This window comes from Nonomuraea sp. MG754425 (genome assembly GCF_021699195.1).
Lineage (GTDB): Bacteria > Actinomycetota > Actinomycetes > Streptosporangiales > Streptosporangiaceae > Nonomuraea.
On record NZ_SSXE01000296.1, the window covers coordinates 1 to 23,914 of the forward strand.

Annotated in this window: 24 protein-coding genes and 3 pseudogenes; 12 read left to right on the forward strand and 15 right to left on the reverse strand. The window is 69.7% G+C overall.

All coding sequences use genetic code 11. The features are described from left to right. Positions 1–506: 506 nt before the first annotated feature. Positions 507–1,913, reverse strand: a complete 1,407-nt coding sequence (locus FAF44_RS50290; protein WP_237110597.1) for an MFS transporter — start codon at positions 1,911–1,913, stop codon at positions 507–509. Positions 1,914–2,003: 90 nt separating this feature from the next. Here FAF44_RS50290 and FAF44_RS50295 point away from each other — a divergent pair, with 90 nt between their 5' ends. Beyond that, a complete protein-coding gene (locus FAF44_RS50295; RefSeq protein ID WP_237110598.1) occupies positions 2,004–2,573 on the forward strand; it encodes a TetR/AcrR family transcriptional regulator in 570 nt (189 codons plus the stop codon). A gap of 110 nt (positions 2,574–2,683) precedes the next feature. Here FAF44_RS50295 and FAF44_RS50300 read toward each other — a convergent pair whose 3' ends face one another. Next, positions 2,684–4,213 (reverse strand): FAD-dependent monooxygenase, encoded by a 1,530-nt coding sequence (locus FAF44_RS50300; protein WP_237110599.1) that lies wholly within the window; start codon positions 4,211–4,213, stop codon positions 2,684–2,686. 686 nt (positions 4,214–4,899) lie between these two features. Between FAF44_RS50300 and FAF44_RS56225 the strand changes: the two genes are divergently transcribed. Then, positions 4,900–5,835: a GNAT family N-acetyltransferase gene (locus tag FAF44_RS56225; RefSeq protein WP_237110600.1), complete on the forward strand. Its 936-nt coding sequence runs from the start codon at positions 4,900–4,902 to the stop codon at positions 5,833–5,835. A 350-nt stretch (positions 5,836–6,185) separates the two neighbouring features. After that, positions 6,186–6,794, forward strand: coding sequence for a TetR/AcrR family transcriptional regulator (locus FAF44_RS50310; RefSeq protein WP_237110601.1), 609 nt, complete (start codon positions 6,186–6,188; stop codon positions 6,792–6,794). A 198-nt stretch (positions 6,795–6,992) separates the two neighbouring features. Here FAF44_RS50310 and FAF44_RS50315 read toward each other — a convergent pair whose 3' ends face one another. The 7 genes and pseudogenes from FAF44_RS50315 to FAF44_RS50345 all read right to left on the reverse strand — a co-directional run bounded on the left by FAF44_RS50315 (position 6,993) and on the right by FAF44_RS50345 (position 11,576). Beyond that, positions 6,993–7,466, reverse strand: coding sequence for an N-acetyltransferase (locus FAF44_RS50315; protein WP_237110602.1), 474 nt, complete (start codon positions 7,464–7,466; stop codon positions 6,993–6,995). A 123-nt stretch (positions 7,467–7,589) separates the two neighbouring features. Beyond that, a pseudogene (locus tag FAF44_RS50320) lies at positions 7,590–7,919 on the reverse strand (superoxide dismutase); the annotation flags it as partial. Between the two features lie 59 nt (positions 7,920–7,978). Then, positions 7,979–8,458 carry a Fur family transcriptional regulator gene (locus tag FAF44_RS50325; RefSeq protein ID WP_237110603.1) on the reverse strand — a complete coding sequence of 160 codons (480 nt, stop codon included), beginning with the start codon at positions 8,456–8,458 and terminating at the stop codon, positions 7,979–7,981. Between the two features lie 309 nt (positions 8,459–8,767). Next, complete coding sequence (locus FAF44_RS50330; protein WP_237110604.1) at positions 8,768–9,415, reverse strand: hypothetical protein; 648 nt, start codon at positions 9,413–9,415, stop codon at positions 8,768–8,770. Between the two features lie 15 nt (positions 9,416–9,430). Further along, entirely contained in the window at positions 9,431–9,967 is a 537-nt protein-coding gene (def, locus tag FAF44_RS50335; RefSeq protein ID WP_237110605.1) for a peptide deformylase, read from the reverse strand. A gap of 13 nt (positions 9,968–9,980) precedes the next feature. Then, positions 9,981–11,009 carry a tRNA (adenosine(37)-N6)-threonylcarbamoyltransferase complex transferase subunit TsaD gene (tsaD, locus tag FAF44_RS50340; protein ID WP_237110606.1) on the reverse strand — a complete coding sequence of 343 codons (1,029 nt, stop codon included), beginning with the start codon at positions 11,007–11,009 and terminating at the stop codon, positions 9,981–9,983. Positions 11,010–11,222: 213 nt separating this feature from the next. Further along, positions 11,223–11,576 carry a hypothetical protein gene (locus tag FAF44_RS50345; protein ID WP_237110607.1) on the reverse strand — a complete coding sequence of 118 codons (354 nt, stop codon included), beginning with the start codon at positions 11,574–11,576 and terminating at the stop codon, positions 11,223–11,225. 191 nt (positions 11,577–11,767) lie between these two features. On the opposite strand from FAF44_RS50345, the gene sigK reads away from it, so the two are divergent. From sigK to FAF44_RS50370, 5 genes are all read left to right on the forward strand, one after another. Next, positions 11,768–12,364, forward strand: coding sequence for an ECF RNA polymerase sigma factor SigK (sigK, locus tag FAF44_RS50350; RefSeq protein ID WP_237110608.1), 597 nt, complete (start codon positions 11,768–11,770; stop codon positions 12,362–12,364). Beyond that, entirely contained in the window at positions 12,361–13,137 is a 777-nt protein-coding gene (locus FAF44_RS50355; protein ID WP_237110609.1) for an anti-sigma factor, read from the forward strand. Before sigK ends, FAF44_RS50355 begins: the two co-directional genes overlap by 4 nt. A 97-nt stretch (positions 13,138–13,234) precedes the next feature. After that, positions 13,235–14,839, forward strand: a complete 1,605-nt coding sequence (locus FAF44_RS50360; protein ID WP_237110610.1) for a molybdopterin-dependent oxidoreductase — start codon at positions 13,235–13,237, stop codon at positions 14,837–14,839. A gap of 47 nt (positions 14,840–14,886) precedes the next feature. After that, positions 14,887–15,507: a fasciclin domain-containing protein gene (locus FAF44_RS50365; RefSeq protein WP_237110611.1), complete on the forward strand. Its 621-nt coding sequence runs from the start codon at positions 14,887–14,889 to the stop codon at positions 15,505–15,507. A gap of 178 nt (positions 15,508–15,685) precedes the next feature. Further along, positions 15,686–16,345: a fasciclin domain-containing protein gene (locus FAF44_RS50370; protein WP_237110612.1), complete on the forward strand. Its 660-nt coding sequence runs from the start codon at positions 15,686–15,688 to the stop codon at positions 16,343–16,345. 477 nt (positions 16,346–16,822) lie between these two features. Here FAF44_RS50370 and FAF44_RS50375 read toward each other — a convergent pair whose 3' ends face one another. The 3 genes from FAF44_RS50375 to FAF44_RS50385 form a co-directional block, all read right to left on the reverse strand. Continuing rightward, positions 16,823–17,566, reverse strand: coding sequence for a hypothetical protein (locus FAF44_RS50375; protein WP_237110613.1), 744 nt, complete (start codon positions 17,564–17,566; stop codon positions 16,823–16,825). Beyond that, the gene (locus FAF44_RS50380; RefSeq protein ID WP_237110614.1) at positions 17,559–18,095 is read right to left on the reverse strand and encodes an RNA polymerase sigma factor; all 537 of its coding nucleotides are present in this window, start codon (positions 18,093–18,095) and stop codon (positions 17,559–17,561) included. Before FAF44_RS50380 ends, FAF44_RS50375 begins: the two co-directional genes overlap by 8 nt. A gap of 201 nt (positions 18,096–18,296) precedes the next feature. Beyond that, positions 18,297–18,677, reverse strand: a complete 381-nt coding sequence (locus FAF44_RS50385) for a cytochrome P450 (RefSeq protein WP_272896149.1) — start codon at positions 18,675–18,677, stop codon at positions 18,297–18,299. 19 nt (positions 18,678–18,696) lie between these two features. Between FAF44_RS50385 and FAF44_RS50390 the strand changes: the two are divergent. Then, positions 18,697–18,816: pseudogene (locus tag FAF44_RS50390) on the forward strand (zinc-binding dehydrogenase); the annotation flags it as partial. A gap of 533 nt (positions 18,817–19,349) precedes the next feature. On the opposite strand, the gene FAF44_RS50395 reads toward FAF44_RS50390, so the two are convergent. Both FAF44_RS50395 and FAF44_RS50400 read right to left on the reverse strand, forming a co-directional pair. Further along, the gene (locus FAF44_RS50395) at positions 19,350–20,432 is read right to left on the reverse strand and encodes a HAMP domain-containing sensor histidine kinase (protein ID WP_237110617.1); all 1,083 of its coding nucleotides are present in this window, start codon (positions 20,430–20,432) and stop codon (positions 19,350–19,352) included. Between the two features lie 20 nt (positions 20,433–20,452). Then, positions 20,453–21,118, reverse strand: a complete 666-nt coding sequence (locus FAF44_RS50400) for a response regulator transcription factor (protein ID WP_237110618.1) — start codon at positions 21,116–21,118, stop codon at positions 20,453–20,455. A gap of 236 nt (positions 21,119–21,354) precedes the next feature. Here FAF44_RS50400 and FAF44_RS50405 point away from each other — a divergent pair, with 236 nt between their 5' ends. Further along, on the forward strand, positions 21,355–22,434 hold the full coding sequence (locus tag FAF44_RS50405; protein ID WP_237110619.1) for a ChaN family lipoprotein: 1,080 nt from the start codon (positions 21,355–21,357) through the stop codon (positions 22,432–22,434). Positions 22,435–22,595: 161 nt separating this feature from the next. Then, positions 22,596–22,805, forward strand: a complete 210-nt coding sequence (locus FAF44_RS50410; RefSeq protein WP_237110620.1) for a hypothetical protein — start codon at positions 22,596–22,598, stop codon at positions 22,803–22,805. Here the strand turns inward: FAF44_RS50410 and rpsO are convergent. Beyond that, positions 22,743–22,922: pseudogene (gene rpsO, locus FAF44_RS50415) on the reverse strand (30S ribosomal protein S15); the annotation flags it as partial. The gene FAF44_RS50410 and the pseudogene rpsO sit on opposite strands and share 63 nt — an antisense overlap. Before the next feature lie 511 nt (positions 22,923–23,433). Here rpsO and FAF44_RS50420 point away from each other — a divergent pair. After that, positions 23,434–23,634, forward strand: a complete 201-nt coding sequence (locus FAF44_RS50420) for a hypothetical protein (protein ID WP_237110621.1) — start codon at positions 23,434–23,436, stop codon at positions 23,632–23,634. The last annotated feature ends 280 nt before the right edge of the window (positions 23,635–23,914 follow it).

The following is a 23,914-nucleotide window of genomic DNA, read 5'->3' on the forward strand; positions in this document are numbered from 1 at the left end:
GCGAAACTCCGGCGGATAGTTGTTTGGCACTGCAGACTCCTTCTTCCGGGGACCAGGGTTCCCCAGAGATCAGGTGTCTACCAAACCGGGCCAACTCCATGCCGACCCGCTGGGCGCTGTCCGGTTTATTCCCAGCGTCTGTTCTCATAGCCTCTCGCAAACAGTGTTCTCAGAGGGCGTTGTGCGAATTGATCATCACGGCGTGGAAGGCCGCGCATCGCTCCGTCAGCGGTCACCAGGGCAAATACGAGATGCGCGAGATCGTGAACGCACTTCTCTACCATGGGGTGACGATGGCACCGCCCAGAAGATCCATGCTTAGCAATCAACCGCTGAGGTCTCCATCAAAGCCGGGGCGGTTCACACCTAGGTGAAAAGAGTGCTGGGTCGGAGGTTCGCGTCTTCGGAGAACCGCTGGCGTCAGTAGTTGGCGAGCGGGTCGGTGAGCAGGCTTGGCCTGGGACGGGATGGGGCTCAGGACATGGGCGGCCGGAAGAAGCTGTCTGTCAGTGACTGCTCGCTGATTGCCTGACCCCCTGTGGCTGTTCGGCCCGGACGCCTGTCGCTGTGCGGGTCGCGGTCAGCCACAGGCTGGTGAACACGGCGCAGGCCAGCGTCACGGCACCCGCCGCGAGGAAGGCGGTGTTGAGGCCGGATTCGAAGGAGGCTCCGCCGGACGCCCGCGTGTGCACGATCGCCCCGAGCACCGCCACGCCGAGCACGGCGCCGATCTGCCGGGTGGTGCTGCTGACGCCCGAGGCCAGGCCGCTCTCCTGCGGGCCGACCGCCTGGATGGCGGCCCCGGTCAGCGGCGACATGGTCAGAGCGAAACCGATGCCGACGACCGCCAGCCGCCACCACACGTTCCCGTAGCCGGTGTCGGCGTGGACGAAGCCCAGCGCCAGCAGTCCCAGCCCGGCCAGCGCCAGGCCAATGCCGACGACGACGCGGAAGCCGTACCTGGCCGCGAGCCGGCCCGCGTACGGGCTGACGATCACCATGGCCAGCGACGTGGGCAGCGTCCGCAGCCCGGCGACCAGGATGGAGGTGTCCTGGACGTGGACGAAGAACTGGGAGAAGAAGAACGACGACCCCATCAGCGCGAACCCGACCACGACCATCGCCGTGTTGGACACCGTGAACAGCCGCCGGCGGAACAGCCGCAACGGCAACATCGGCGTCGGCACCCGGCCCTCGACCACGACGAACGCGGCCAGGAGCACCAGCCCGGCGGCGAAGCCGCCCAGGATCAGCGGCGAGGTCCAGCCCTGTGAACCACCCTCGATCAGGCCGTACGTCACAGCGCCCACGCCCGCGGCGGACAGCACCGTACCGGGGACGTCGATCGGCGGCGCGTCCGGGTTGCGGGACTCCTTCAGCACGCGCAGCCCGGCCAGCAGCAGGACCGCCCCGATGGGCACGTTGACCAGGAAGATGGCGGGCCAGCCGAAGGACTGCACCAGGATCCCGCCCGCCAGCGGCCCGGCGGCCAGGCCGAGGCCGCTGATCCCGGCCCACAACCCGATCGCCCGGACGCGCTCCCCCGGGGCGGGATACGCGGCGGTGAGCAGCGCCAGCGACGCAGGGCTCAGCGCCGCGGCCCCCACGCCCTGCAGCACCCGCCCGGCGATCAGCCAGCCGATCGACGGCGCGAGCGAACACACCACCGACGCGGCCGTGAACACCACCACCCCGGCCAGGAACACCCGCCTGCGGCCGAACCGGTCGGCGAAGACGCCGCCCGGCAGCAGCAGCATGGCCACCAGCAGCACGTAGGCGTCGACGATCCACTGCAGGCCGCTCAGCCCGGTGTGCAGCCGCTGCTGCATGTCGGGCAGGGCGGCGCCGACGATCGTGTTGTCGAGCAGCACCATGAACTGACCCGCACAGGTCAGGGTGAGCAACGCTCTCACGTACATCCCCTCTAAAAGCAGCTAGTGACTGCGTTAACGTAAGCCCTCGAAGACTCTAACGCAAGTCTCGGCTGCGTTAAGGTGGGAGGCATGGATGAGCAGGAGCGGGCCAGGCGGACCGGCGGGCGCAGCGCCCGGGTCCGCGCGGCGGTGCACCAGGCCGTTACCGAGCTGGTCAGGGAGCGCGGCTACGGAAACTTCACCATCGGCGACATCGCGGCCCGCGCGGGAGTGGCCGACACCAGCCTCTACCGCCGCTGGGGCAACCTCCAAGCCCTGCTCAGCGACGTGCTGCTGACCCGGCTCAACGCGCGGTCGCCGATGCCTGACACCGGCAGCCTGGTCGGCGACCTGCGTACCCACGCCGCCAATGTGGCCCGCGAGGTCACCGGACTCGACGGCCTGGCGCTGGTGCGGCTGGCCCTCGCGCTGTCCGGCGAGGGCCAGCAGGGCCGCCAAGCGCGCGACGAACTCCTGGCCGACCGACGCAGGCAACTGCAGGCCATGCTCGACCGGGCCCGCGACCGCGGCGAGGACCCGCCCGACGTCCTGGAGGTGCTGGACCACCTCCTGGCGCCGATCTACATGCGCGTCCTGTTCAACGCGGGCCCGCTCACCCCTGACTACCTCGACGGGCTGGTCGACCGGCTGCTCGCCTGATCCGGTCGGGCGCGGACGCGTGACCGCTCCGCGACCTGGATCAGCGGCATCACGGCCAGGGCGGCGGAACAGGCGACATCATGCATGGCTTCCTTTGATCGTCAGAGTGGTCAGGGTGTTCCGAACCATCTGGAGAGTGCTCCGCGCAGCGTGGGCGCGGCGCTGTCGGTGGGTTCGTTGATGGTCGCAGCCCAGGCGATGTGAGCGTCCGGGCGGATCAGCAGGATGTCGGCCGGCCGCTCGCCGGTCTTGGCGGTGTGGATGTCGACGCGCTGCCGCCAGTTACGGGCGGTCTCGTGGAGATCCCCGCGGTCGGCGAGGTCGAGCAGGACGGGCCGGGCGGGATGCAGGAGTTCGGCGACGCTGGTGATGCCCCGATCGGTGTGCAGGGTGAGATCCGTGGCGAACGTGCCGGTCAGCGGGTGATGGCCGGTGCCGGGCATCGGGTAGCGAATGTCCGTGCCGGCGACCAGCGCTCCCATCCGGCGCAACGGTTGTTCGTCGGCGAGCAGTTCGGTGAACACCTCTCGCAGCGCCTCGGCGGCCACATCGTGGCCACGCCGCAACGCCACCTGAGCCCGGGTGTGCAACATGGTGCGGGTGCCGGCGAGGTGGCGTTCGTCGTGGTAGGTGTCCAGCAGGCCGGCCGGTGCCCAGCCGTGCAGGTCGGCGGCCAGCTTCCAGGCCAGGTTGACCGCGTCGAGCATGCCGGCGTTGATGGCCACGCCGGTGGCCGGGAACAGGTGCGCCGCATCTCCGGCCACCAGGATGCGCCCGGCCCGGTAGCGTTCGGCCTGGCGGGCTTTGAAGGTGAAGCGGGACAGCCGGGTCGATCCGGCCAGGGGCAGGCGCGCGCCGAGCACGCGGTGGATGCTGTCCAGGAGTTCGGCCAGGGTCATCGGAACGTCGTCGTCGTACTCGGTGCCCTCGTCCTCGATGGTGTAGAGGGAGACGCTCGTGGCGCCGGGTGAGGAGCCGAGACCGAACAGGCCGTGGTCGGTGCGGGTGAAACCGGCGCGGATGGTGCCGTAGCCGGGGACGTCGAGATCGCCGTTGCCGAGTACGGTCACCGTGCCGGGCAGGGTGACCTGGGCCAGCCGGTTGACCTCGGGGTAGACGGTGCCCGGGAAGCCGATGCCGGCCCAGGCACGGACGCGGCTGCGGGCGCCGTCACAGCCGACCAGGTAGCGGGCGCTCATCTGAAAGAGCCCGTCCGGGCCGCGTACGTCCACGATCACCGTGGCGTCGTCCTGGCTGATGCCGGTCACCTCGTGCCCGCGCAGGACGTCCACCTCAAGTTCGGCGGCGCGCTCGCCGAGCAGGCGCTCCAGGTGCTGCTGCGGCAGCGGCAGGGCGTGCAGGGGCGGGTCGGCCATTTGGGTGAAGTCCAGGTGCACGCTGCCGAAGGGGAACCGGGGCGCCGGGGCCGGGCCGGGGCAGGCGGCTTCGAAACGTTCCAGCAGGCCGCGGTAGCGCAGCAGTTCCAAGATCTGCCCGCCCAGACCACCGGCCTTGGGAGTGTCACGGCGGTGCTGGTGCCGCTCCAGCACCAGCGGCCGTACCCCGGCCAGGCGCAGCTCATTCGCCAGCATGAGACCGGTCGGGCCGGCTCCCACAATGATCACGTCAGCGTCCAGCATGGTTCACTCTCCTCGCGGGTCTCGTCGTCTCCTGGCGCGATCTGATCGTCAGAAACATGTTCAAAGGTTCTGGCCTCGGTGTGGCCGGGCCGGGATGGTGAAGCCTCATGTCGTGGTCCCTAGTGCGTGATGTCGGCGACGGTGGAGGTCGGCGTGCTGAGGACGGCGTCGAACGCGTCCATGATGGGCGTGTGCAGGTAGGCGCTCTGGATCCGGTAGCGGTCGGGGCCGGGAGTCTGGCGGGGCGCCTGCCGGAGATCGGCGATGCTCAGCCACGCGTCCGGCGTCGGCGAAGGCGGCTTTGATGCTGCACGGCTCGGGCGGCATCGGATGCACCACAGTTGGGTCGGCGGGAACAGGCATCACGCAATCGTCTTCTTTCATGAGGTGGCGATGTGGCGGGAACGTCGGGCCTCACTGCCGGGGGCGTCGCTCGTACTGGAGTGCATACCCGCTTGCAGTCCTTGCGGCTGGCGGTGACCTGGCCGTTCTTATCGGCACGGAACGAGCCGTGTCGATAGGATGATGTCCAAGATGGCCCTCTGATGTCAAGCACGGCACGTGCCGTACCGTTAAGGTGCGTGACAGACACGCCCCCCGCCGCGGCGCCGACCGGACCGAGGCGACTGACATGTACCGCACCGAACGGGCGCTCACCGCGTCCACGTCTACTTTCCGGAGGACCTGTGCTTTTCCGTCCCACGGCCGAGGCCGAACTCGACCGCTTGCTCGGCTGCGTCGTGGATGAGTCCATCAGCTGGGCTCATCCTGAGCGGCTGCTGTCCTTCCTCGAATCCGGCAACTACCGCCACGCGTGGATCTGGGTCGCCGAGGAGAACGGCGAGATCATGGCCCGCGCCGTGTGGTGGGGCTCGCCCGACGCAGGCAAGCCTCTCGCGCTGGACTGCCTCTACGTTCACCCCTCGGTCGACGACCCCATCGGCCTGGCCGCCGGCCTGCTCGCTCACGCCCACGCCGCCTACGACGACAAGCCCGCCTACCACGTGTTCGTCTCCAACGGCTGGCGCGGCGACCCGCGGCCCGCGGCCGCGATCGCCTGGCGCCGGACGGCCGCGGGCCGCGCGGGACTGACCGAGGAACTGGAACGGCTGCGCTACGAGTGGACCGCCGAAGCCGAGGTGCCCAAGTCGTCGGACCGGCTGGAGTTCCGCGAAGAGGACGACGACGAGGTGTTCGTCGAGGCGTTCCGCCGGGTGGCCGTCGGCACGCTCGACCACCACACCCGCGAAGCCCTACTCACCATGGACCCGGTCGCGCAGGCTCGCGAGGACGTCGCTGGCTACCGCTCCATGCCCGGCGACCGCTCCTGGTGGCGTCTGGCCTACACAGGGGACGGTGCCTTGGCCGGGGTCGCGCTGCCGTCGGCGAACAGCGGCGGCCCGGTGGTCGGCTACCTCGGCGTGGTGCCCGAGCACCGCGGCCGCGGCTACGTCGACGACCTGCTCGCCGAGATCACCCGCAGCCACGCAGAACGCGGCGTACAACGGATCGTTGCCGACACGGACGCGGGCAACGTCCCGATGGCCCGCGCCTTCGAACGCGCCGGCTACCGCAATTTCGCCATTCGCCTGGTCCTGTCCCCACTCCCGTCCGGCACCTGACCAACTGTCCGGCACCTGACCGACTGCCCGGCGCCGGACGCGCCCAACCGGACCCGCGCAACACCAGGTCCGTGCAGCGTGTCGGCGGCGGTGGCCAGCTCGGTCTGCGCTGAGACATGCCTGCACTCCTCCAGCGCCGCCGTCATCCGCGCCACGTGCGCGGCGAACGCGTCCGACCGCGACATCGCGATGACCTTCACGGCCTGTTCTCCGGCCCTGGGCAATCGCGTGCACAGAGATCATCCCCGGTCAGTCATCCGAAAGGAAGGGTGGGCACGGCCGCCCGTGCTCACCCTGGAGTCTGAGTCTCCGGCTCGGCACGGAACGTTCCGTACCGATAAGGTGTCGGCATGACCGACACGCCCCACCGCCGCGGTGCCGACCGGACCGAGGCCATCATGCGAACCGCACTGGAGCTGGGCCAGGAGATCGGCTACCCCAAACTAAGCATCGAAGCGGTGGCGGCCCGCGCCGGCGCCGGCAAGCACACCATTTATCGCCGATGGCCGTCCAAGGGAGCCCTGCTGCTCGACTCGCTGCTGTCACTGCACGAGTCCGATCTGGACTACCCCGACACCGGCGACATCACCGCCGATCTGCGCCAGCAGATCTACGCGGCCATCGATCTCATAGGCAGGCCCCCCTTCGGCCCCCTGTATCAGGCTCTGGTCGGCGAGGCCCAGAACGACCCCCAGCTCGCCGCCGCGCTCAACGAGCGCTTCATCGCCCCCCAGGCCAACAAGACCGTCGCCCGGCTGAAGAGAGCCCAAGACCAGGGCCAACTGGCGCCCGGCTTCAATCTGGACCTCGCGATGGCGATCCTGTCCGGTCCGCTGTACTTCCAGTTCCTCATCACACATGAACCGCTGACTCATGAGTATGTCGACCAGATCCTCGACTCCCTCTTCGCCGGCCTGGGCCCAGGCGACGCACGGGTGCGGCCCGCACCAGGCCGCTGAACTCATCTATCCGGCCTGTTTCTTAGCGGGGGTTATCTGGGAACGTCTTCAGCCGAAGAGCGAGCAACATCAGAGCGCGGAGTGGCGGTAGCTCCACCGCATCACAGCTCATTACCGTCCCTGGCCGTTCGCTTGCCGCTCGATGGCCTCTTGCAGGTCGGTGTGAGCGGAATGTGGTCAGTCAGCGACAGCAGGCCCTCAATCGGCCTCGCGCAGCATGATGAGCCTGGTTTGGTCCCGGTGCTTGTGGATCGCGGCTACTCGCCAGCCGCGGTGCCGATACAGTGCCAGGGCTGCGGCTGCCCGCGGGTGAGTGGCGAGCCACCAGGATGTGGCCGGCGCGGCGGCCAGGACCGCGTCGTGCAGTCTCATGCCCAGCCCGCAGCCGCGCGCGGTGGGTAGGACGGCCAGTTCCTTGAGGGTGAAGTCGCCGTGCGGCAGGTGGGAGGCGAGGAGGGCGAGCCGGGAACAGCGCACGCTGTAGGCGAAGCCGTGGATCTGATCACCGTGAAGGGCAGCGGCGAGAGTGAAGCCGGGCATGTGCGCGTCGGCGGCTAAGCGGGCGGCGACCCTGCGGGCCTTCTTGGGCGGCTCGGCCCATGGCAGGCGGGTGAAGACCTCGCCCGCGGCCTCGGCGACGGCGGTCAGAACGTGGTTCACCTCGTGCGGCATGATGAGGCGGATGGTGAGGGGGGCGGCGCCCGCCTGGCCCCGCGGACCAAGCTCGGGCCGGGCGGGCGTCGCCGGCATCGGGCTAGGCGCCGGTGGCGGCGTCGTAGCGGGCGATCACTGCTTCTTGAAGGCGTCGAAGGAGCCGAAGTGCTCGGTGATCGCCTCGCCCAGTTCGCCGTCGGGGCGGTCGCCTCCGTCGGGGGACAGGTTCTGCCAGAAAATCGTGTGCAGCACGTGCCCGGACAGGTTGAACGCGAACGTCTTCTCCAGCCCGACCAACCCGCCGAACTCACCCTTGTCACGCGCCTCGGCCAGCCGCTCCAGGGTGTCGTTGGCACCCTTGACGTAGGCGGCATGGTGCTTGGCGTGGTGCAGTTCCAGGATCTCCCCGGTGATCGCGGGCTCCAGCGCCGCGTAGTCGTAGGGCATGTCGGGAAGGGTGTACTCACCCATGGCGTCTCTCCTTCACAGTTCCTAATTGCGCAATGCTCGCAACAACAATAGTCCCGCAGTTATCTCGCGTCTCGGGAGGCGTGCCGACAGCGCCGGCACCGGCCCCGCAGGAGTTGGCCGGCGCTGTCCATCTCGAAGCCGACGCCGCTCAAGACCGAGGCCAGCGCTGGGTCGAGCCGGTCGGCCGGCACCTCGGCCAGCAGGCCACACTTTTCGCAGAGCAGGTGGTGATGCGGCGTCTCGGCCAGCCCGAACAGCGTCTCCCCGCCGTGCTCGACGCTGTGCAGCACGCCGTGCTCGCTCATCACCGTCACGTTCCGGTACACCATGGAGAGGTTCACCATGGGAAAGGTGTCGGCCACCCGTCGGTGCAGAGGCAGGACGCTGAGATGCGTCCCCGCTTCGGCGAGGACCTCCAGGATGGTCAGGCGGGGAATGGTCCGGCGCAGGCCAAGGCGAATCAGGATCTTCTCCATGTCGCCGTTCACGCCTGAGCCATCGCCTCTGGCGAAGGCTGTCGCGGCGTCCTTCGGCTTCATGTCGAGAAGGCGGCCTCTGCCCCACCGGATACTGCGTCCGGGCGCACGGAGATGGCGCGGATCGGCGGGGCGTGGCACAGGACTTGGCGGCCGGCCTGCATCTCGGCGGCGAGAATGACTCGGCTCGTGGGTCGTGCGGGGGTGTCGGCTCCCATAGCTGCATACTAAATGCAGTTGCAATATATATGCAGCAACGTCGGTCAATCTGTGCGGCAGTGGCGGCCCGTAGCTGCGAGGCGGGACGAGCGGGTCTGCTGAGGTGAGCGTGCCGGCCGTCCGAGGTTCACCGCCCTCCTGTTCCGGCGTGGTTCAGCTGTGCACGAGGTCGTCCTCGGCCTCGGTGGGGCCGCTGACGGCGTCCAGCCACCGCGCCAGCTGGCCGCGGAAGCCGCGTCGGCCGCCCAGCGTCACCGGCGTCTCTCCCGCCGCGAGGCTGACCAGGTGTTGGGCGGTCTCGAAGGCCACCGTCTCGGGGATCAGCAGACCATCGGGACGCAGGGCGGTGCGGCCGGTTCCGATGGTGAGCGCGTCATGGGCCAGGTCGCGCAGGTCCCGGTCGCCGTCCTCCATGGCGAGGATCACCGCCCCCGATCGGCGGGCGTCGGCCACCCGCTCCAGGACGTGCTCGCCGCTTGCTCCGGGCGCGACGACGAACAGCGTCTGCCCTTTCCCTGCTGCTTCGAGCCTGTTCAGTCCGACGGCGAGGTGGGCGGGCGCGCCCACTGGGATGTGGTGGCGGACCAGGGTGGGTGTCAGTTCGGGGAGGCCCGCGAGGCGGGCTTCGTCGCTCAGGTGCGCGGCCATGTGCCAGGGCTCGTCGGTGGGGGTGCCGACCAGCAGGAGATCCCCGGCGTGGCGCCCGGCGGTGCGGAGGGTGCGGGCGAAGTCGCGGGTCCTGGTCACCCAGCCGGTGCCTTCCAGCAGGGCGCGGGTGAGGTGGATGCGGGCGTCTTCCACAACGGGTCTCCCGGTTCAGGCAGGGGCGTTCTGGCGCTGGTCGTGCTCGGCCAGCACCGCGCGGCGGGCGGCGGCGGGCAGGCGGTCGATGTAGAGGAGTCCGTCGAGGTGGTCGGTCTCGTGCTGCAGGCAGCGTGCCAGCAGTCCGGTGCCGTGCACGGTGACCGGCGCGCCGGTGACGTCGAATCCGTCACAGACGGCCCGGTCGGGACGGGGCAGCGGGGCCGAGCAGCCGGGGACCGACAGGCAGCCCTCGCGGTCGTCGTCGAGTCGGCGGTCCCTGCGGCCAGGCAGCCGAAGGATCGGGTTCACCACCACGCCCTTGTGGAAGACACGATCCTCGTCCGGGCAGTCGTAGACGAAGACGCGAAGATCGACGCCGACCTGGTTGGCGGCCAGGCCAACGCCGCGGGCGGAGTACATGCTGGCGAACATGGTCTCGACCAGCCGGGCCAGGTCGTCGTCGAAGTGCTCCACGGCCCGGCAGGGGCGGTGCAGCACGGGTGTTCCCACCAGGGTGATGGGCCGGGTGGTGGGTGGGGCGTCGGGCATCGGTACTCCGTGGTCAGCTACGGCGGGGGCTGAGCGAGGCTCTGGTCAGCGGCGCCGAGGGATCGGCCGCCAGGTCGAACGGCGAAGGCGGCGTGTCCGCGGCGATGAGGAGTTCCCCGACGGCGGCGATCATAGCTCCGTTGTCGGTGCACAACCGCGGCGGCGGGACGCGCAGGGTGATGCCCGCGGCGGCGCAGCGCTCGGCTGCGACCTGCCGCAGCCGACCGTTCGCGGCGACTCCGCCGACGATCACCAGGGTGTCCACGTCGTGTGCGAGGCAGGCCGCGACTGCCTTGTGGGTGAGCACGTCGACCACCGCCTCCTGGAAGGAGGCAGCGACATCGGGTACGCGGACCGGCCCCTGTTCGACGTGCCTGGCGACGGCGCTCTTGATGCCGGAGAAAGAGAAGGAGAAGTCGTAGCCGGAGCCGAGCATGGCACGCGGGAAGCGGATCGCGTCGCGGTCCCCGTCGCGGGCGGACGCGTCGACGGCGGGCCCGCCGGGATAGGGCAGGCCGAGGATGCGGGCGATCTTGTCGAACGCCTCGCCGGCGGCGTCGTCGCGGGTATCACCGAGGTGCACGATCGGGTCGCGGGCCAGGTCGCCGAGCAGGAGCAGCGAGGTGTGGCCGCCGGAGACTGCGAGGGCGACCGAGCGCGGGGGCAGCGGTCCGTGCTCCAGGGTGTCGGCGGCGACGTGCCCGGCCAGGTGATGGACGCCGTACAGGGGCCTGTCCAGGGCCAGGGCGTAGGCCTTGGCGGCGGCGAGGCCGGTCTGCAACGCGGTGGCCAGTCCGGGCCCGGAGGTGACCGCGACGGCGTCGATGCCGGACGGGCTGATCCCGGCCTGCTCGAAGGCGGCCCTGACGCACGGCACCATCGCCTCCAGGTGGGCGCGGGCGGCGATCTCGGGCACTACGCCGCCGAAGCGGGCGTGCTCGTCCATCGAGGACGACAGCGCGGCGCCCAGGAGCCGGCCGTCGGCGACGATGCCGACGCCGGTCTCGTCGCAGGAGGTCTCGATGCCCAGGACGATCGCCATGCCACCTCATGATCGCAAGTCTTTTGCAACTACTAATCATAGGCAACAGTGGCGGGGTTGTCTCACGGACTGGAGATGAACGATGCGAACAGCGGAGGTCAAGCGGCGTGTCCTGGCTCACTTCGCGGCGGCGGGTCCACGCCGTCCAACGACGCAGACCGGCCGGAGGAGAGCCGGGTAACGACGGCTCAGCAGGCGCCCTACCCCGAACCGCTAGCGGCCCACGAGGAGCTCGAGAAGGCGGCGCTCGGCCTCGACGACCTCGGCCTGGAATGGGTCGAGGAGGACGCGGCCGTCATCGATGCCGAGTGGCTGTCGAAAGAGCCGAAGGAGGAGCTCGTCGACGACGGTCCGAAGAACTGCAGTGACCTGCACTCGGGCGAGGGCATGGACCTGAGTGATCTGAAGGGCATGGCCGCCGGCGAGTACCAGGCGTCCCTGCGCCAGGCGGCGGTCTTCCTGCACAGCTGCAGCGACGAGAAGGCCGCAGGCCGGCAGATGGCCAAGCTGCGGAAGCTGCTGGAGGACTGCGACCGCACCGAGGAACGCTGGAAACTGCGCGAGCACACCTACGACCTTCTCGTACAGCAGTCGGGCGCGGTCCAGGAAGGCGATGAGGCTGTCCGGATGATCGCCAAGCGAACCGTCCTCGATGACCCCGACACCAGCTCATCGGAGGGAAGCGCACCCATCCGGTACGCGGCGGGCTCCGAAGCTGTTGTGGCTGGTGTTGGGCCGGCCGGGGCAGGAGGGTTTGCATGGGAGCGCGTGACCGGTCGCCGGTGGGTGAGGATCGCCCGGGCGGTGCTCCGCCGGGGTTGGAGGAGTTGCTGCAGGCGGTCGGCAGGGGTGATCGGGCGGCGTTCGAGCGGCTGTATGAGGTGCTGGCGCCGCGGGTGTTCGGGCTGGTGCTGCGGGTGTTGCGGGATCGGGCACACAGTGAGGAGGTGGCGCAGGAGGTGCTGGTGGAGGTGTGGCGCAGCGCCGCCCGCTTCGAGCCTGGCAAGGGGTCGGTGATGGCGTGGGTGCTGACCATCGCGCACCGGCGGGCGATCGACCGGGTCCGGTCGGCTCAGGCGGGTACGGACCGGGAGGAGCGGGCCGCGCGGCTGGAGCCGCACCGGTCCTTCGATGAGGTGTCGGAGCTGGTGGTGGGCCGGCTGGAAGGCGAGCGGCTGCGCCGCTGCCTGGACAATCTCACCGAGTTGCAGCGCGAGTCGGTCACCTTCGCCTACTACGGCGGCTACTCCTACCGGGAGGTCGCCGAGCTGGTCAAGGCGCCGTTGGGGACGGTCAAGACACGGATGCGCGATGGACTGATCCGGCTGCGCGACTGCCTGGGAGTGGAGCGATGAAGGCGGCAGAGGGCGGGTTCGACCCGCACACGCTGGCGGGTGCCTACGCGCTGGATGCCATCGACGACGAGGGCGAGCGGCTCCGTTTCGAGCGGCATCTGGCCGGGTGCGCCGAGTGCGCGCAGGAGACGGCGACGCTCGGCGAGACAGTCGCGCGCCTTGGCGTGGCGGTGGCGGCCGAGCCGCCGCCCGGTCTGCGGGAGCGGGTGCTGGCCGAGATCGAGCAGGTGCGTCAGCTGCCGCCGACGGTGCCATCGGAACCTCGTGCGAGGCGGGTGTGGCGTGTCGCGTGGCGGCCCTGGCTGGCGGCGGTGAGCGTGGCGGCGGCGCTGGCCGTGGTGGCCGGGCTCGGCGTGACGACGGTGCAGGCACGTCAGGAACTGGAGCAGGCCCGGCGCGTGGAGCAGCGGATCGCCGCGGTGCTGAGCGCGGATGACGCCCGGGCGGTCACCGCCCCGGCCGCCGTGTCGTCCGCCGGTGGCGGGCGTGGGCGCGGCACGGTGGTGGTGTCGCGCTCGCAGGGTGGGCTGGTGTTCTGGGCGGCTGGGCTGGGTGATCCGCCTGCGGGCCGCGTCTACCAGTTGTGGCAGCTCGGACCGGAGCGGATCACCTCGGCCGGTCTGCTGTCTTCCAGCAGCTCCGGCGGCACCCTGCCGGTACTCAGCACCATCAGGGCCGATGCGGGCCAGGTGGGAGTGACGGTGGAACCGGTCGGCGGCTCGCGGCAGCCGACCAGCACGCCGTTGCTGCTAGTGGCCATGCCCGCCGCCTGACCTTCCCGCCGGCACCCGCTGCCGGGAAAGTGGCACCCATCCGTTCCGGCGGTGACTCCGAAGCCCTGATGTGACTGCTGAAACACCGGCCCGCAATGTGGAGTCCCCCGCATCGACCCCCGCGCCGGCGGCCCTGGTATCGGCGGCCTTCGGCGTGCTGGCCGCGGCGCTGGCGCTGGGCGGGGCGGAGCTGACCGCCGCGCTGGCAGGCCGGCCCGAGGCCGGTCCGCTGCTCGCGGTGGGGTCGGTGTTCATCGACCTGAGCCCGGCGTGGCTGAAGGACTTCGCCATCCGCACCTTCGGCGCTGCTGACAAGCCGGTCCTGCTCCTGACGCTGGCAGGGGTGATCGCGGTCGCGTCCGCGGCCATCGGAACGGCCGCGCCCCGGCGACCGCGCCTGGCCATCACAGCCCTGGCAGGGCTCGCGGCGCTCGCCGGGGCCGCGGCGCTGTCACGGCCGGGGGCACAACCGGCGGACGTCCTGCCCGCCGCGGTGGGGGCGGCGTGCGGGACGTTCGCCCTGCTGTACACGCGGCGCGCACTGCGGCCCCGGCCTGCCGGCCGGGTCACGCTGGGAGACCTCACGCGACACGGCCACCCCGTTCCCTCCACTGCGCAGCCGGCCCGCATGGGGGGCGCCGAGCGGCGGGCGCTGCTCACCCGTGGGGCCGCGACGTTGGGCCTGGCCGTGCTGAGCGGTGGGGCCGGGCGGGCGATCACCTCGGCCCGGCAGTCGTCCGCCGACGGCCGCGCCCTCGTACTCCCTCGCCCCGCCGACCCCGCCAAACCGCTACCCGCCGCGGTGAACCTGAACGTGCCGGGCCTCAGCCCGTTCACCACACCCAATGACGCCTTCTACCGGGTCGACACGGCGCTGATCGTCCCGCGCGTGCCACACCAGGAATGGACGCTACGCATCCATGGCCTGGTCGATCGCCCGGTCGAGCTGACCTTCGCCGACCTGCTGGCCCGGCCCTTGAGCGAGCGCGACATCACGCTGACATGCGTGTCCAACGAGGTCGGCGGCCCGTATGCCGGTCACGCCCGCTGGCTCGGCGTGAATCTGGCGGCCCTGCTGCGCGAGGCCGGCATCCAAGCCGGAGCGGATCAGATCCTGTCCCGCTCGGCCGACGGCTGGACCGCCTCCACAGCCCTGGAGCCGGTGCTGGACGGCCGCGACGCACTGCTGGCCATCGCGATGAACGGCGCTCCGCTGCCACCCGCCCACGGCTTCCCCGCGCGGATGATCGTGCCCGGCCTGTACGGCTACGTCTCGGCCACCAAATGGGTCACCGACCTCAAACTCACCCGCTTCGCCGACGAGCAAGCGTACTGGACCCGGCGCGGCTGGGCCGAACAAGCGCCGATCAAGACAGCCTCCCGCATCGAGGTGCCCAAACCCTTCGCCGAAGTGCCCGCCGGCCCGGTCACCGTCGCCGGCACCGCCTGGGCGCAACACCGCGGCATCGCCGCCGTCGAAGTCCGCGTCGACGGCGGCGCCTGGCGGCAGGCCGACCTCGCTACCTCCGCCGGCCCCGACACCTGGCGGCAATGGCAGATGACGTGGCAGGCCACCCTCGGACAACACCGTCTCGAAGTCCGCGCCACCGACGCCACCGGTCACACCCAGCCCGCCGAACGGGTCCCGCCGATCCCGGACGGCGCCACCGGCTGGCACTCGGTCCTGGTGACCGTCACCTGAGCTCCCCTCAACACGACCTATCCACACCACGAGCAAGGACGTACCTCATGAAGATCCGTCATATCGCTGCCGGGCTACCCACCCTGGCTGTGGCCGTCTCGATGACCGGCACCGGCTCGGTCGCGCTGGCCTCAACCCAGCACACCGGCCTCACCACAGTGACCGCGCCCGCCGCGGCGCAGCCGAGCGCGGCCCGGCGCCCCTTCGGCCCGGCCTGCTCGGCCGTGCCCACCACGGGCAAGGGCAGCTTTACCGGCATGGCCGCCGACCCGGTCGCCACCGCCGCCTCCCACAACCCCGCCCTGTCCACCCTGGTCACCGCCGTGAAGAAGGCGGGCCTGGTGGACACGCTCAACGGGGCCGACGGCATCACCGTCTTCGCGCCCACCAACCAAGCCTTCGCCAAGATCGACAAGAAGACCCTGGACAAGGTCCTGGCCAACAAGAAGATGCTGACCAGCATCTTGACCTACCACGTCGTCCAGGGTCGCAAGACACCCACCGACCTGCGGCGCGGAAGCTTCACCACCCTGCAGGGCGGCAAGGTCACCACCCGCGGCTCCGGCACCACCTACAAGATCAACAACGCCAGGGTGGTGTGCGGCGACGTGACCACCCGCAACGCCACCGTCTACATCATCGACACCGTTCTCATGCCCGCCATGTAGCCGAGCGGCGGGCATGAGAACGGTGTCGATGTCGCCGCCGTGAAGGCCAGCCCCGGCGTCGGCCTGAGGGCGGACCGACCTGGCTGCCTGCCTCGCCCCGGACACCCGGCGGACGTCACCTGACCTGCTCATTGCTTCACCTGTTAACACACAGACAGACAAGGAACCCCCAACAGTGATGATCACGAACAAGCGTCTTACCGCCACTGTGCCCCTGCTGGCCCTGGCCGTGTCTCTGACCGCGTGCGGCGGCAACGGCAGCACCAGCGCCGATACCGGAGCCGACGCGGGCGCGGTCCCATCCAGCAGCAGCGCGCCGATGGCCACCGAGAGCGCCCCTGAGACCGGCACCGAATCCGCTGCTGATGGGCCGTTCGGTACGGCCTGCTCCGCGGTTCCCGCCGACGGCGAAGGCAGCTTCACCGGCATGGCCGACGACCCGGTCGCCACCGCCGCCTCCAACAACCCGGTCCTGTCCACCCTCGTCACCGCCGTGAAGAAGGCGGGCCTGGTGGACACGCTCAACTCCGCCGACGGCATCACCGTCTTCGCCCCGACCAACGACGCCTTCGCCAAGATCGACAAGAAGACCCTGGACAAGGTGCTGGCCGACAAGAAGATGCTGACCGACATCCTCACTTACCACGTCGTCGCCGGCCGCAAGACACCCGCCGACCTGGAGAGCGGCTCGTTCACCACTCTGCAGGGCGGCAGGGTCACCACCACCGGCTCCGGCCAGGACTACACGGTCGGCAACGCCGGCGTGGTGTGCGGCAACGTGCCCACCCGCAACGCCACCGTCTACATCATCGACACCGTGCTCATGCCCGAGAAGTGACCCCCGGGGCGGGGCTCGCCACACCCCTTGCGGCGAGCCCGGCCACCACCCTCATCGAGGTCCGCAGGGTGCGAAAATCCCGGATACGGCCTCTGGCCTGCGGTTATCCACCCCATCAATGCGGCACTCCGGTACTGGTTGATCAGGCCATCGGAGCTGTAACCCGGAGTGTGTAGCTGCTGGTCTTGGTTGCTTTACCTGATGCAGCCTGGGTATGCCTCGGCCGCCGATCGAGCTGGAACGCGACCCCAGCCTCAAGGTAGGCCGCCGCAGCTCACCAGGGATGACCGCCGTTCGTTCTGAGGCCCGTTCGGCCTGGACGCCGGGGATGAGTCCGGCAGCCAAGCGGCGATAACGCGAAGAAGGCGCGTTAGCCCACGTCGCGATGCTTGCTAGCGATTCTTATGCCAATCGGTCTGCGTCGGTCCGGTTACTGAGCGCTACTTGGCGGTTAAGGTTGCGTTCGGGGGAACACCCCTAATCGGCGGATGAGACCGTCGGCGCGGCCGGGGCGTCGTATGCCGCGACCGACCAGGCTCCGAGACGCTTACCCAGTTTGGCGGCCAGCCGGTCGGCTGTCTTCGCGCTGGACAGGTCGTACTTCCTCTCGCATGCACCCTCGGGCGGGCACGAACTGCGTCCGCGCGCGACGGGCGCATCGGGGGGGAAGACCCAGAACGTGATTTCGTGCTCGCGGCCTAGCCAGCCCGGCTCATACGCCTTGTCCGCGAGCATGCTGAGCGCACCGTCCGGGCCGCACGTGCCGCCAGCGCTGCTCCCTCCCTCAGTGCTGAAGAAGATCGAGCCAGGCATCTGGCAGAAGATCACGACCGTGATCTTCTTGCTTGTGGGACGGAACCGGAGGCTCACTTTCGTCGCCGACTGTGACATCCTGGCTCCCGCCAGACGTTCCAGCCCCTTGTAGACACGCGGCGCCTGCTCGAAGGCCGGGGAAGCCGCGGGCGGCGGCGGGGGTTCGGAAACGCCGACCAGGTTCGACACCAGCATGGCCACTGTCATGACGACCACCGTGGTGGCGACGGCGGCGCCTGCCGTCCAGCCCCAGCGCGTGCGAGGCCGCCGTGCGGGAGCCCGGCGAGCGGGAGCCTGGCGAGCGGGAGCCTGGCGAGCGGCCAGCCGCGCGCGGGCCCTGGCCACGGTCTCGGCTGACGGCGGCGGCACGTCCGGTACCGCCTGGGCAAGCATCGTGACCTCATCCACCGTGCGCCTCCTTGAGCGGGTTGACGTCGCCTAGCGCCTTGCGAAGCTGCTTACGTGCTCGGTTGAGCCGGGACGCGACGGTGCCGTAGGGGATCTCCAGGGCGGCGGCGACCTCCTGGTGGGTCAACCCACCCAGCGCCACCAGCAGCACCACGTCCCGGTCACCACGGTTCAGACCGGCCAGCGCCCCCGTGAGCCTGCCATTGAGCTCTCCGGCCGCGACACGAGTGAGCGTCGCGTCCTCGTGGCTTTGCGCCTCGCGTTCAGATGTCCGGCTGAGCGCTTTCCACCTGCGGATCTCGCTACGGCGGTGCCTGGAGACGAGATTCGTGGCGATGCCGTACAGCCAGGGCCTGACCTGACCGAGTGAGGATTCGTATCCGCCCCTGGCCGCGACAAGGAAGACCTCAGCCGCCAGGTCGTCGGCGTCGTCGATGGAAAGCCGTTGGGCGATGTAGCGGTGGATCTCGGCGAAGTGCGCGTCGAAGATCCGATCGAGGTCGATGCCCAGCTGGGTCGGAACGCTCATCCCAGCGGCCCCATTGGCATCCGTAATTGGGTCACGCACTGCTCTCCATCCGATTCGGAAAGGCGGTCACCTCTGATTGCCCGATGGGCCGGAATGGTTTCACGCATCCCCCAGCAAGCCCTGACCGAGCGTTTCAGTCAGGACGCACTGGCCGGAGCCGACGCAGAGATTGGCGTCGTTTCGCTTCGCGTCATGTCCCGCTCACCATGCGACGGGGAGTTCGTGCAGGCCGTAGATGACGGCGTCGCTCTTGAACGGCAGGTCCTCGGCCGGTGCGGCGAGCCGCAGGGCAGGGATGCAGCGGAACAGCGTGTCGAAGACGATCCGCAGTTCCATCCGGACCAGGCTCTGGCCCAGGCACTGGTGCGGCCCGAAGCTGAGGTGGCGGCGGGCGCCGCGCTCGATGTCCAGTGCGGCCGGGTCCTGGAAGGCCACCGGGTCCCAGTCGGCGGACAAGGTCGAGACGATGACGCCTTCGCCGACCTTGATGTCCACCCCACCGATCTGCACGTCTTCGGTGGCGAGCCGGGAGGTGACTCCGTCGGCGATGGTGAAGTAGCGCAGCAACTCCTCCACGGCCATGGGTGTCCGGCCCGAGTACGCCGGGCAGGGCCGGCTGCGTGTGCCGGTCGCGGCGGCGTTCCCGCTCACCGAGGCGGCTGCAGCGCACGATCTGAGCGAGAGCCGCCACTCTCGCGGGAAGATCGTGCTGGTGAACTGACCGGCCCGACCCCGGCAACCGCTCCGCCTCAGATCCCCGGCCCGACGTCCGGTACGCGCGGTACCCCCACATCCGGTGGCGTTCATCGCGGCATACCAGACCGAGGTTGGCTTCGGCGGTGGAACACCACTGCACCGAGGCGACCACAATCGCGGCGATCGAGGACGCCCTGTCGGCAGGCGGGCGCCAACCTCGCGGCGAACGTGTTCGACATGCTGGGCAGCGAGTACCTGCGCGACAACGCTCTCGCCGTGCCCTATCCCCGGCTGCGTCGCCTGCTGGCCGTGCTGGGAGAGGCCACCGCCATGCCGACAACTACGGCTACCGCTTCCGCCTGCCCTGCGCCGGTCACACCAGCCGCCTGGCCGACGTCGAGTAACGCTCAGGTGAAGCCGCGGCCCGTGACATCCGAATCGCCCTTCCGCTCTCCCCCGCGTTCAAGAACACCCGGCCTCGTTGTTGGGGCCGGGTGTTCTTGAACGCTGCGGGGGTTGTCCCCGGGCTGTGAGGGGCAGCAGGCGTCGGCGGGAGAATCAGTCGAACAGTATTGTCACGTCCAAGCCGCCCCCGGGGCGGGGGTGGGCCGTCAGCTGCGCGCGGTGTGCTTCGGCGACGGCCTGCACGATGGCCAGGCCCAGTCCGTGGCCGTCGGCGGTGTGGGTTCGTTGGGTAGCGAGTCGCTGGAACGGTTGGAACAGCCGTCGTAGGTCCTGCGATCGGATGGTTGGGCCGGTGTTGCCGACCGATAGACGGGCGCAACCATGGGTGAGTTCGGTGGAGATGGTGACGTGTCCGTCGGGAACGTTGTGGTGGAGCGCGTTGTCGATCAGGTTGCCGATCATGCTGGCGATCAGGTCGGGGTCACCGCTGATCGGGGCTGGGTCCAGTGATGCCTGGACCGTGATGGTTGGCCGGGTGGCCTCGGCACGGCGCGACAGCATCACCCCGTTGGTGACATCAGCCAGGTCGACCACTTCCCGGTGCTCGATGCCCTTCTGTCCTTCCGCCAGCGTGAGCAGGGCGTCGATCAACCGTTCCTGCCGTGCTCCGAGGCGGAGTGCTTCCTCGCACGCGGCTCGCAGGCCGGCCTCGCTCGCCTTGGGGTCGGCGAGCGCGACCTGGAGTACGGCGCGCTGACCGGCCAGCGGGGTGCGCAGCTCATGTGAGGCGTTGGCCACGAAGTGGCGCTGCGCCGCGAACGAGGAGTCCAGCCGCTCGAACAGGTCGTCGAGGGTGCGCCCCAGCTTGGTCAGCTCGTCGTCCGGGCCGCGCAGGCCGAGCCGCCGGTTGAGGTTGGTGGCTGAGATCTCCTGGGCGGTCACGGTCATGGCGCGCAGCGGGCGGAGGAAGCGCCCGGCCAGCCACCACGCGGTCAGCACGGTGAGGACCACGACGATGATCGCGGTGATCGCGAGCGCGGCGTCGACGTTCTGGGCGGCCGTGTCGGGCGGAGGGACGGCGTCCCCGGCCCGGAGGCGGATCTGGTCTCTGCCGAAGAGGAAGCCGGCGAGCAGCAGCATCGGGACGACGACGGCCAGAACCAGGCCGGCGTACAACGTCGTGAGCTGCGCGCGCAGGGACGGCCGACGCAGGTGGCGCCGGGCACCACCGGTCACCGTTGGGTCCACTGCGGAATTCATCGCGGGACTCCGAGCCGGTAACCGCCCTCACGGACGGTTTCGATCACCGGCGGTTCGCCGAGTTTGGCCCGCAACCGGCGCACCGTCGTCTTGACGGCCGTGGTGAACGGGTCAGCGGCCTCGTCCCAGACCCGTTCCAGCAACTCCTCCGTGGACACAACCCGGTCACCGGCAGCGAGCAGGCATTCCAGCAGGGCGAACTCCTTCGGGGTGAGCTCCAAGCGCCGTCCGCCGCGAAAGGCCGCCCGCCGGCTGGGGTCCAGGGTCAGATCTTCCGCCTGGAGGATCGGCGGCACGGCGGGCGCCGAGCGGCGCCCCAACGCGCGTACGCGGGCCACGAGTTCGGTGAAGTCGAACGGTTTGGGCAGGTAGTCGTCGGCGCCCAGACTCAGGCCCTCGACCCTGTCCCGTACGGTGCCCGCGGCGGTGAGCATCAGCACCCGCGACCCGGCGCCACCGGCGGCGATGTTCCGGCACACGTCGTCGCCGGGTGTGCCGGGCAGGTCGCGGTCCAGCACCACCACGTCGTATCGGGTGGCGGCCAGGTGGGCCAGAGCGTCGTCGCCGTCGAGAACGACATCCACCGCCATGCCCTCGCGGCGCAACCCGGTCCCGATCGTCCTGGCCAGAATCTCGAAGTCTTCGACGACCAGAACTCGCACGACCGTCCTCCCTCTCACCCGGTGCTGGTGCCGTCCCGTCCACCGCGTCCGGCAGGCGTGACCGCACTGGCTCACGATGCCAGAGATCCGGTGTCGGCCGGGTGTCAGCCGCTGACACCCGGCCGACACCGGCCGTGCCGTACAACCATCCCGCAAAGGCATCGACGACAGGCACGACCCGTGAGCACGGTGTCCGTCACACGAGCGACATTCCCCTGCAGAAAGAAGGACCAGACATGAGAGATCCACGGTTGACGCGGCGTAGGTTCCTCGCCGTCACCGGTGCCGGCACGGCAGCCGGCGGACTGCTGACGACCGGCTCGACGGGCAGCGCGACAGGCAGCTCGACGGGCAGCGCCGGCGCGGCCACACAGGACCTCACCCAGGCGGTGCTCGCGGCCTTCGAGCGCCACCGCCTCGTTGCGATCGGTGAGTCACACGGCCAGCAGGAACACGGTGACGCGCAGCAGATGCTGCTTGCAGATCCGCGGTTGCCGCAGATGGTCGACGACATCGTCGTTGAGTTCGGCAACGCGCTGTATCAGCCGATCGTCGACCGGTTCGTCGCCGGCGCGGCTGTCGACCACCACGTGTTGCGGCAGGTCTGGCGGAACACCACGCAGTCGCCCGGGGCCACCGGCGACCAGCCGATCCGTGAACAGTTCTTCCGGACGGTCCGCGCCGTCAACTGGACGCTGCCCGCGCAGCGAAGGATCCGGGTGCTGCTCGGGGATCCGCCGATCGACTGGTCCCACATCACCACCCAAGACCAAGTGGATGTCTTTCTCGCCCAACGTGACGCCCACATGGCGTCAGTGGTGAAACGGGAAGTGCTCGCCAAGAAACGCCGGGCACTGATCTGCTACGGCAGCGGGCACGTGATGCACTCGCCGCAGCCAGGGCAGAACGCCGACCACGCAGTCCCGCTGATCGAGGAACAGACCGGCCAGCACGTCTACGTGATCGTGGCCGGCAGCCATCCCCGCCTGGCGACCTGTCCACGGCGCACCGTGATCCCCTGCTCAGGCAACTGGCTGGAATCCACCGACGCGGGACAGTTCATGGACGCGCCGCGGCTGTGCGGCCTCCCCTTGGGAAGGCTGGCCGACGCCGTGCTGTACCTGGGGCAACTCACGGACCTGACGCAGCCGCTGTGGAACCCCGCGATCTTCCTCGACCCGGTGTACTGGGCAGAACTCCACAGGCGCAACGCGATCAACGGGAACCTCATCGACCTGGAACAGTACCGGCAGCAGCAGCCGATCACTTTGCCCGCACCACCTCCCGTGAGCTGCACCGCCAACCACGGTCACTGACAGCGAAAAGCACGGATTCGCCCCAGGGCGCTCACCCGGCAGACCCTCCGGGCGGGGCAGTGTCCAGAAAAGGTAGACCCGCCGGCGCGGCAGCGCGGGAGACGCCCGGCCCTCGCGGGTCAGCTCTGACGCGGGACGCCCGACAGGAGGGGAGAGCCGCGATGGCCGTGGAGTATGTCCTGGTAGAGCCGCTGCACGTCGGCGTTCGGCCGGACACCGAGCTCCGGCGCGCCAACGAGATCCTGAAGGCCGCCTCCGGCTTTGTGCCGGGGGAAGCGGTGTTGCTGTCGTTCCCCCCGGCACGGGTGTCATCGACGCAGGCCGAGCCGTTGGATGAGGCGTCGATAGCGGTCGATGTCGGTTCCGCGTAGGTACTTCAGCAGTCGCCGTCGGCGACCGTTGAGCATCTGCAACCCGCGACGGCTGTGATGGTCCAGCCGGTGGGTGCGCAGATGCGCGGTGATGTCGGCGATCCGGTGGGTCAACAGCTCCGTTCGCCGTAGCGATCCTTGGCTGGTCGATGCGCGAAACGCAACTGATTTATCCGTCCGGGCTGTACCTACCGATCATCGAGAGAAGGTGACGTCCCGGTCGCCCGTCTTGGGCGTTCGTAAGTGAAGCCACCACGCCCATATGAGGCATGTACGAGCTGTCCACGGCCTGTCGATCTGCCTGAGTCCCACCAGCTTGCGTCATGGCCCGCCGGTTGCGGCGCACCAGCCGCTCGCTTCGACAGGACTCCCCGGCACTTACCTCGCTGGTCCGCATCCACGTGGGTCTCGATCCACTCTCCCGCGCGGATTCGCGGTGCGCATGCACGAATGGCGAGCGTCATCGAGTCTCGGCCGCGAAGAAGGCGGCTGCTGACCGGAATCCACCCACCTCAGATGGGCAGGCGGCAGCGAACCCGGCTGCTGATCGACGGCTGGATTGATCGGAGCGGCCGTGGTCAGGTGACCGGGGTCAACGCTGCCCGGTTCGGGCCTGGTCTACCTCGGCGTGGCTTTGACCGACGGCTATCGCCGGGAGCAGCAGGCGGCGCGCGGCCTGGACGCCGTCATCACCGGCGGCGTCAACCTGGCCGACAACGCCGACGCGCTGCGCGCCAGGCCGCCCGGCGACGCCCTACCCGCTGTCGGCCGACTGCTGCCACCCCGCGCCCCGTTCCACGACCACCGTCTCACTGCGAAGGCGCCATGATCCCGCCACCCACTGCCGGTGCGTTCCCACCAGCACCCCGCCGCCACGACCCGGACCAGCCGCTGCAGCCGTCGGCGGTGCTGGCGCCCGGCGCCGCGCACAGCATCGGCCTTCCGGCCGGCCCGCCCGGCTAGGTTAAGGCCACGTGCTGGCCGGTGACCGAGGTGTGTCAGAGAAAATGGGCTCTTGAGCACTCTCTGGGGAGTGGTCACGATCGGTGACTCAGTTGTGGAGTGCCATCTTCCGGAGTAGGTCGAGGTTGGCCCGGCCGAACATGAGC